Origin of the sequence: Pauljensenia sp. UMB3104, assembly GCF_030217285.1 — a bacterium.
Classification (GTDB): domain Bacteria; phylum Actinomycetota; class Actinomycetes; order Actinomycetales; family Actinomycetaceae; genus Pauljensenia.
Map to the genome: position 1 here is coordinate 1 of NZ_JASONN010000044.1, position 5256 is coordinate 5256.

At 63.7% G+C, this 5256-nt stretch carries 4 protein-coding genes; 3 read left to right on the forward strand and 1 reads right to left on the reverse strand.

All coding sequences use genetic code 11. From position 1 onward, the window contains the following. Positions 1 to 261: 261 nt before the first annotated feature. On the forward strand, positions 262 to 831 hold the full coding sequence (locus tag QP415_RS10625; RefSeq protein ID WP_285100018.1) for a TetR/AcrR family transcriptional regulator: 570 nt from the start codon (positions 262 to 264) through the stop codon (positions 829 to 831). A gap of 91 nt (positions 832 to 922) precedes the next feature. On the opposite strand, the gene leuA is transcribed toward QP415_RS10625, so the two are convergent. After that, positions 923 to 2677: a 2-isopropylmalate synthase gene (leuA, locus tag QP415_RS10630; protein WP_048677132.1), complete on the reverse strand. Its 1755-nt coding sequence runs from the start codon at positions 2675 to 2677 to the stop codon at positions 923 to 925. A 181-nt stretch (positions 2678 to 2858) separates the two neighbouring features. Here leuA and QP415_RS10635 point away from each other — a divergent pair, with 181 nt between their 5' ends. After that, on the forward strand, positions 2859 to 4520 hold the full coding sequence (locus tag QP415_RS10635; protein ID WP_285100020.1) for an L-lactate permease: 1662 nt from the start codon (positions 2859 to 2861) through the stop codon (positions 4518 to 4520). Between the two features lie 97 nt (positions 4521 to 4617). Continuing rightward, a complete protein-coding gene (locus tag QP415_RS10640; protein ID WP_285100022.1) occupies positions 4618 to 5190 on the forward strand; it encodes a hypothetical protein in 573 nt (190 codons plus the stop codon). The last annotated feature ends 66 nt before the right edge of the window (positions 5191 to 5256 follow it).

Sequence of the window (5256 nt, forward strand, 5' to 3'; positions counted from 1 at the left end):
CCAGATTCACAGACACGAAAAGCCTCCCATTCCCTGGACTTCAATTTCGATGTCCAAGAAACGGGAGGCAGTTCATCCAGATGACGAGGCCGGGGCTGAACCATACACTCCGCCACCCAAGAACGACGTTTCCGGATGCATACAAGCCAATCTGAGCTATACAATTGGTCAGCCGCACATTGCACTGAAATTTCGCAGATCCGCGATTCAGCCTGTACAGTTTGCTCGTAACCCCTCTTTTCATGTCGACGAGGATCTCCGATGCCCCACACCGATGCGAAAACGATGCTCGCGCACGCCCTGCGCGACGCACTCCAGACCGTCCCCCTGTCGAAGGTGACCGTCTCCGGTCTCACGCGCACCGCCGGCGTGACCCGCCAGGCCTTCTACTATCACTTCGCCGACATCCGCGACCTGACCGTCTGGGTTTTCAAGCGCGAGGTTGCCAACCAGATCGACGCCCACTCCACCCACGAGGACTGGTCCAAGGGACTGCTCGCCATGCTCACATGGATGCAAGTTCACCCCGAAGAGACGCGCTCCGTCGTCTCAACCCTGTCCACGGAAGATCTCCAGGTCTTCCTCTACAAGCAGCTGCGCGCCGTCATGGAGCCCATCGTCGACCACTACAGCAACGATCTGACCGTGCGCCCCGACGACCGTGAGTTCATCACCGAGCACTTCACGCTCAGCGTGCTCGGACACGTCTCCCAGTGGCTCGCCTCCGACATGAGCGCTGATCCCGCCCTCCTCACGGAGCGCATCTCCCGCATCCTCGCCGGGCAGGTACGTCGCAGCCTCGAGCTCTTCGCACACTCCCCCGTTTCCTGAGGGCCCACCTCCTGAGGGCACTGACGCATACGAAGGACCCCAGCCTCGTCACCATGAACGAGGCCGGGGTCCCTCTCGTTGTCGCGCGCGCTCAGCGCAGGGCGCGGTTCACCGCCGAAATGACGGCCTTGTAGGACGCGCGAGTAATCGAGGAGTCGATGCCGACGCCCCACACGATCTGGCCATCCACGGCCGCCTCCACGTAGGCGGCAGCGCGCGCATCGCGGCCCTGGCTCATCGCGTGCTCGGAGTAGTCGAGGATGCGCACATCCAGGTCGAACTCGTGCAGCGCGGACACGAACGCGTCGATCGGACCCTTGCCCTGCGCGTGAACCTTGACGACCTCGCCGTTGTCGGTGAGCGTCGCATTGAGCTCGACATGCTCATCATCCATGGTGCCCACCTGCGAGGAGCGCAGATCGAAGCGACCCCACGACTCCAGGCCCGGCGCAGCGTTCGTCGGCAGGTACTCGTCGGCGAAGATCTGCCACAGCAGATCCGCGTTAATCTCGCCGCCGTAGGTGTCCGTGTGGCGCTGGACGATGCGAGAGAACTCCACCTGCAGGCGACGCGGCAGCTCAAGGGCGTGTGCCGTCGACATGAGGTAGGCGACGCCGCCCTTGCCGGACTGCGAGTTCACGCGCACCACGGCCTCGTACGAGCGGCCCACGTCGTGAGGGTCGATCGGCAGGTAGGGCAGCTCCCACACGACCGCTTCCTCGTCGCCGCCGGCCGCGTCAACCTTGGCCTTGCGGGCGGTGAAGCCCTTCTTGATCGCATCCTGGTGCGAACCGGAGAAGCTCGTGTACACAAGATCGCCGACGTAGGGCGCACGCGGGGAGGTCTCCATCTGCGTGCAGTGCTCCACCGTGCGACGGATAGCATCCACATCCGAGAAATCAATGCCCGGATCGATGCCCTGGCTGAACAGGTTCAGGCCCAGCGTCACCAGGTCGACGTTGCCGGTGCGCTCACCCTGACCCAGCAAGCAGCCCTCGATACGATCCGCACCCGCCAGCAACGCCAGCTCGGCCGTCGCCACGCCCGTCCCGCGGTCATTGTGCGGGTGCACGGACAGCGCCACGTACTCGCGGCGGCTCAGGTTGCGGCTCATCCACTCGATCTGATCGGCGAACACGTTCGGGGTCGCACGCTCGACCGTGGAGGGCAGATTCAGGACAATCTCGCGTCCCTCGCCCGGTTCCCACACGTCCATGACGGACTCGCAGACCTCGAGGGCGAAATCCAGCTCAGTATCCACGAAAATTTCAGGCGAATACTCGAAACCGAAGATTGTCTCATCACCCAGGCGCTTCTCAGCCTGCGCAATAATCTCGCGCGCACCGGACTGGGCGAGCTCAATCGTCTGCGCCTTATCAGCGTGGAAGACGACCTCGCGGAACACGGGAGCCGTCGCGTTATAGAGGTGCACGGTTGCGCGCGGGAAGCCGACCATGGCCTCGACCGTGCGCTCGATCAGCTCGGGGCGAGACTGCGTGAGCACCGAGATCGTCACGTCCTCGGGCACCGCGTCGTCCTCGATCAGGGAGCGCACGAAGTCATAGTCGGTCTGCGAGGCCGCGGGGAAACCGATTTCGATCTCCTTATACCCCAGCTTGATGAGCAGGTCGAACATGCGACGCTTGCGAGCCGGGTCCATCGGCTCGATGAGGGCCTGGTTGCCATCGCGCAGGTCGGTGGACATCCAGCGCGGCGCCTTCGTGATGCGCTTGGAGGGCCACTGGCGATCCGGCAGATCGATCGGATTCGTATCGAGGAACGGCCGATACTTACGGATCGGCATACGCGAGCCGGAGGGGACGGGAACAGCGGATGTAGTCTTCACGCTTCGTAGTCTATCGACGAGGCCGGGCACACGAGCAGCAGCTGCGCATACTGGACGTGAGATGCGGCGCGATGCGAATCACCTTCACGGCAGAAAATACACGCAAAAATATGTGCGTCACCCCCTTCATATGTCATGATGATTAGGTCCAATGTCCCACACACCGACGCGCGGAGCATCCATGACCCCCCTGTTGTTCGCCCAATCTTTCACCCCGTCGACAACTGCAGTCGCGGGCAACGTCTTCCTGACAGCCGTCGTCGGGCTTCTCCCGCTCGTCGTCTTCTTCGTCCTCATGGGCGTCTTCAAGGTCGCCACCCACTGGTGCTCGATCATCTCCCTGGTGCTGTCCCTGGGCATCGCGGTCCTCGCCTTCAAGATGCCCGTCGGCATGGCCCTCCTGGCCGGCACGCAGGGCGCCGCGATGGGCTTCATGCCGATCATCTACATCATCATCGCGGCCGTATGGCTCTACAACCTCACCGAAAAGTCGGGTCGCAGTGCCGACCTGAAGGCCGTTTTTAACACGATCGGCCGAGGCGACCAGCGCGCCCAGGCCCTCATCGTCGCCTGGTGCTTCTGTGGCCTGCTCGAGGGCCTGGCTGGCTTCGGCGCTCCCGTGGCCATCACCTGCGCCATGCTCGTGACCCTTGGCGTCCCGAAGATCAAAGCAGCCGTCGTGGCCGTCGTCGGTAACGCCATCAACGTCGGCTTCGGAGCCATGGCCATCCCCACGACGACCGCCGGCAAGCTCGGCGGCGCGGACCCCGTCGTCGTCGCCGGCGACATGGGCCACCTGACGTGGATCTTCTGTCTGTTCATCCCGTTCCTGATGCTGTTCATCCTCGACGGCGCGCGCGGCGTCCGCCAGCTCTGGCCCCTCGCCCTGGTAGCCGGTGCGGCCGCCGGCATCGGCCACTTCTTCACCCCCTCGATCTCCTACGAGCTGACTGCTGTCGTCGCCTCCCTGCTCGGCTTCGCCGCCTGCTACGTGTTCCTGCTGGCGTGGGGGCCGACCACCCCGGCGGAGTGTGCGACCGAGGCTGACGAGGCCGACAAGCCCACCGGCTCGCGTATCAGCCTGGCGCTCCTGCCCTACGTCCTCGTCGTCGTCATCATCGCGATCACGAAGCTGGCCAAGCCCGTCGCCACCTTCTTCTCCTCGACGGACGTCAAGGTTCCGTGGCCCGGCATCTACGGCGCCCTGCTCACTGCCGACGGCTCCCCGTCGACCGCCGCGATCTACTCGCTGCAGGTCCTGTCCAACCCCGGCACCTGGATCTTCGTCACTGGCATCATCGTCGCCATCGTGTACGGGACGAACTCCTCGGGCGGTCGTTTCCAGACCTCCGTGGGCGAAATGTTCGCGGTCCTGCCACGGACCATCTACTCGCTGCGCATGGCGATCCTGACAATCGCCTCCGTCATGGCTCTGGCCTTCGTCATGAATTTCTCGGGCCAGACCACCTCGATCGGCGCCGCGCTGGCGACGACGGGCGCGGCCTTCGCATTCCTCTCCCCCATCCTCGGCTGGATCGGTACGGCCGTCGCCGGTTCGGCGACCTCGGCGGGCGCACTCTTTGCAAACCTGCAGTCGACCGCCGCGGCCGGTGCGGGCCTCGACCCGTCCATCCTGCTGGCCGCCAACACCATCGGTGGCGGCATCGGCAAGATCGTATCCCCGCAGAACCTCGCGATCGCCGCGACCGCCGTTGATTCGAAGGGCTCCGACGCGGAAATCCTCAAGAAGGCCGCCCCCTACTCGGTCGGTCTGCTCCTGGTCCTGTGCACCCTGGTGTTCATCGCATCCCAGGGCTGGCTGGGCGCCTACATGCCGCACTGATCGTTGCTGCGCATGTGATCGGAGGTCCCGGGAGGCAAGTTGCTTCCCGGGACCTCCCCCTTGTAGGCTCCCAGACAAGCACCGGAAGGAGACGGCAGTGAGCAACAGGTTTTCCTTGCGAGTTCCTCGGCTGCGGACGACAGCTCTCGGGCGAGGCATCATTGCCCTCGTCACCGTCACCATGCTGTGCTCGGCGTGCTTGGTACCTCCGTACCCGAAGGACCCACGCTTCGCTGCGTTCACGTATGAAACCGATGAAGCGGTGAAGGTACAGGAGCGTGTCGACTCATTCAACGGACGTATACCCGAACTGGGAGCGACCGAGGGGCACGTCGTTGTCGCCCGGTTCCGGGACGGATCCTGGCTACCGGCACCCGACTACCAATACTGGATGACCGGTGTCGCCACGGTCCCCGATACGACGATCGCTATGCTCACTGACGACAACAACGGCGGATCTTCGTTGCTGCCCGGCATCCACCCCCTCCTGTACACGTACGTACCTGAGGATTGCTCTTTCACAACCGTTGACCCAGCCGTTGCAAATAAGGTCCTCGGTACCGATCCAGGAGCCATCTATTCAGAATGGGGATCGTTCGAGATCCGCGAGTTTGCTGTCTCTGCCGACTGCAATCTCATTATCGTCACCGGCGATGGCCTCAACGCCTAGTACACCGAGGTTAAAGACAGCCATGAAGCTCCCACTCACAGCCCTCGTGCCGCTGCTTGCGGTCGC

Bases quoted from the DNA above. Each gene is read 5' to 3' on its own strand.
- QP415_RS10625 (WP_285100018.1), top strand. From the start codon at position 262: ATGCCCCACACCGATGCGAAAACGATGCTCGCGCACGCCCTGCGCGAC.
- QP415_RS10635 (WP_285100020.1), top strand. From the start codon at position 2,859: ATGACCCCCCTGTTGTTCGCCCAATCTTTCACCCCGTCGACAACTGCA.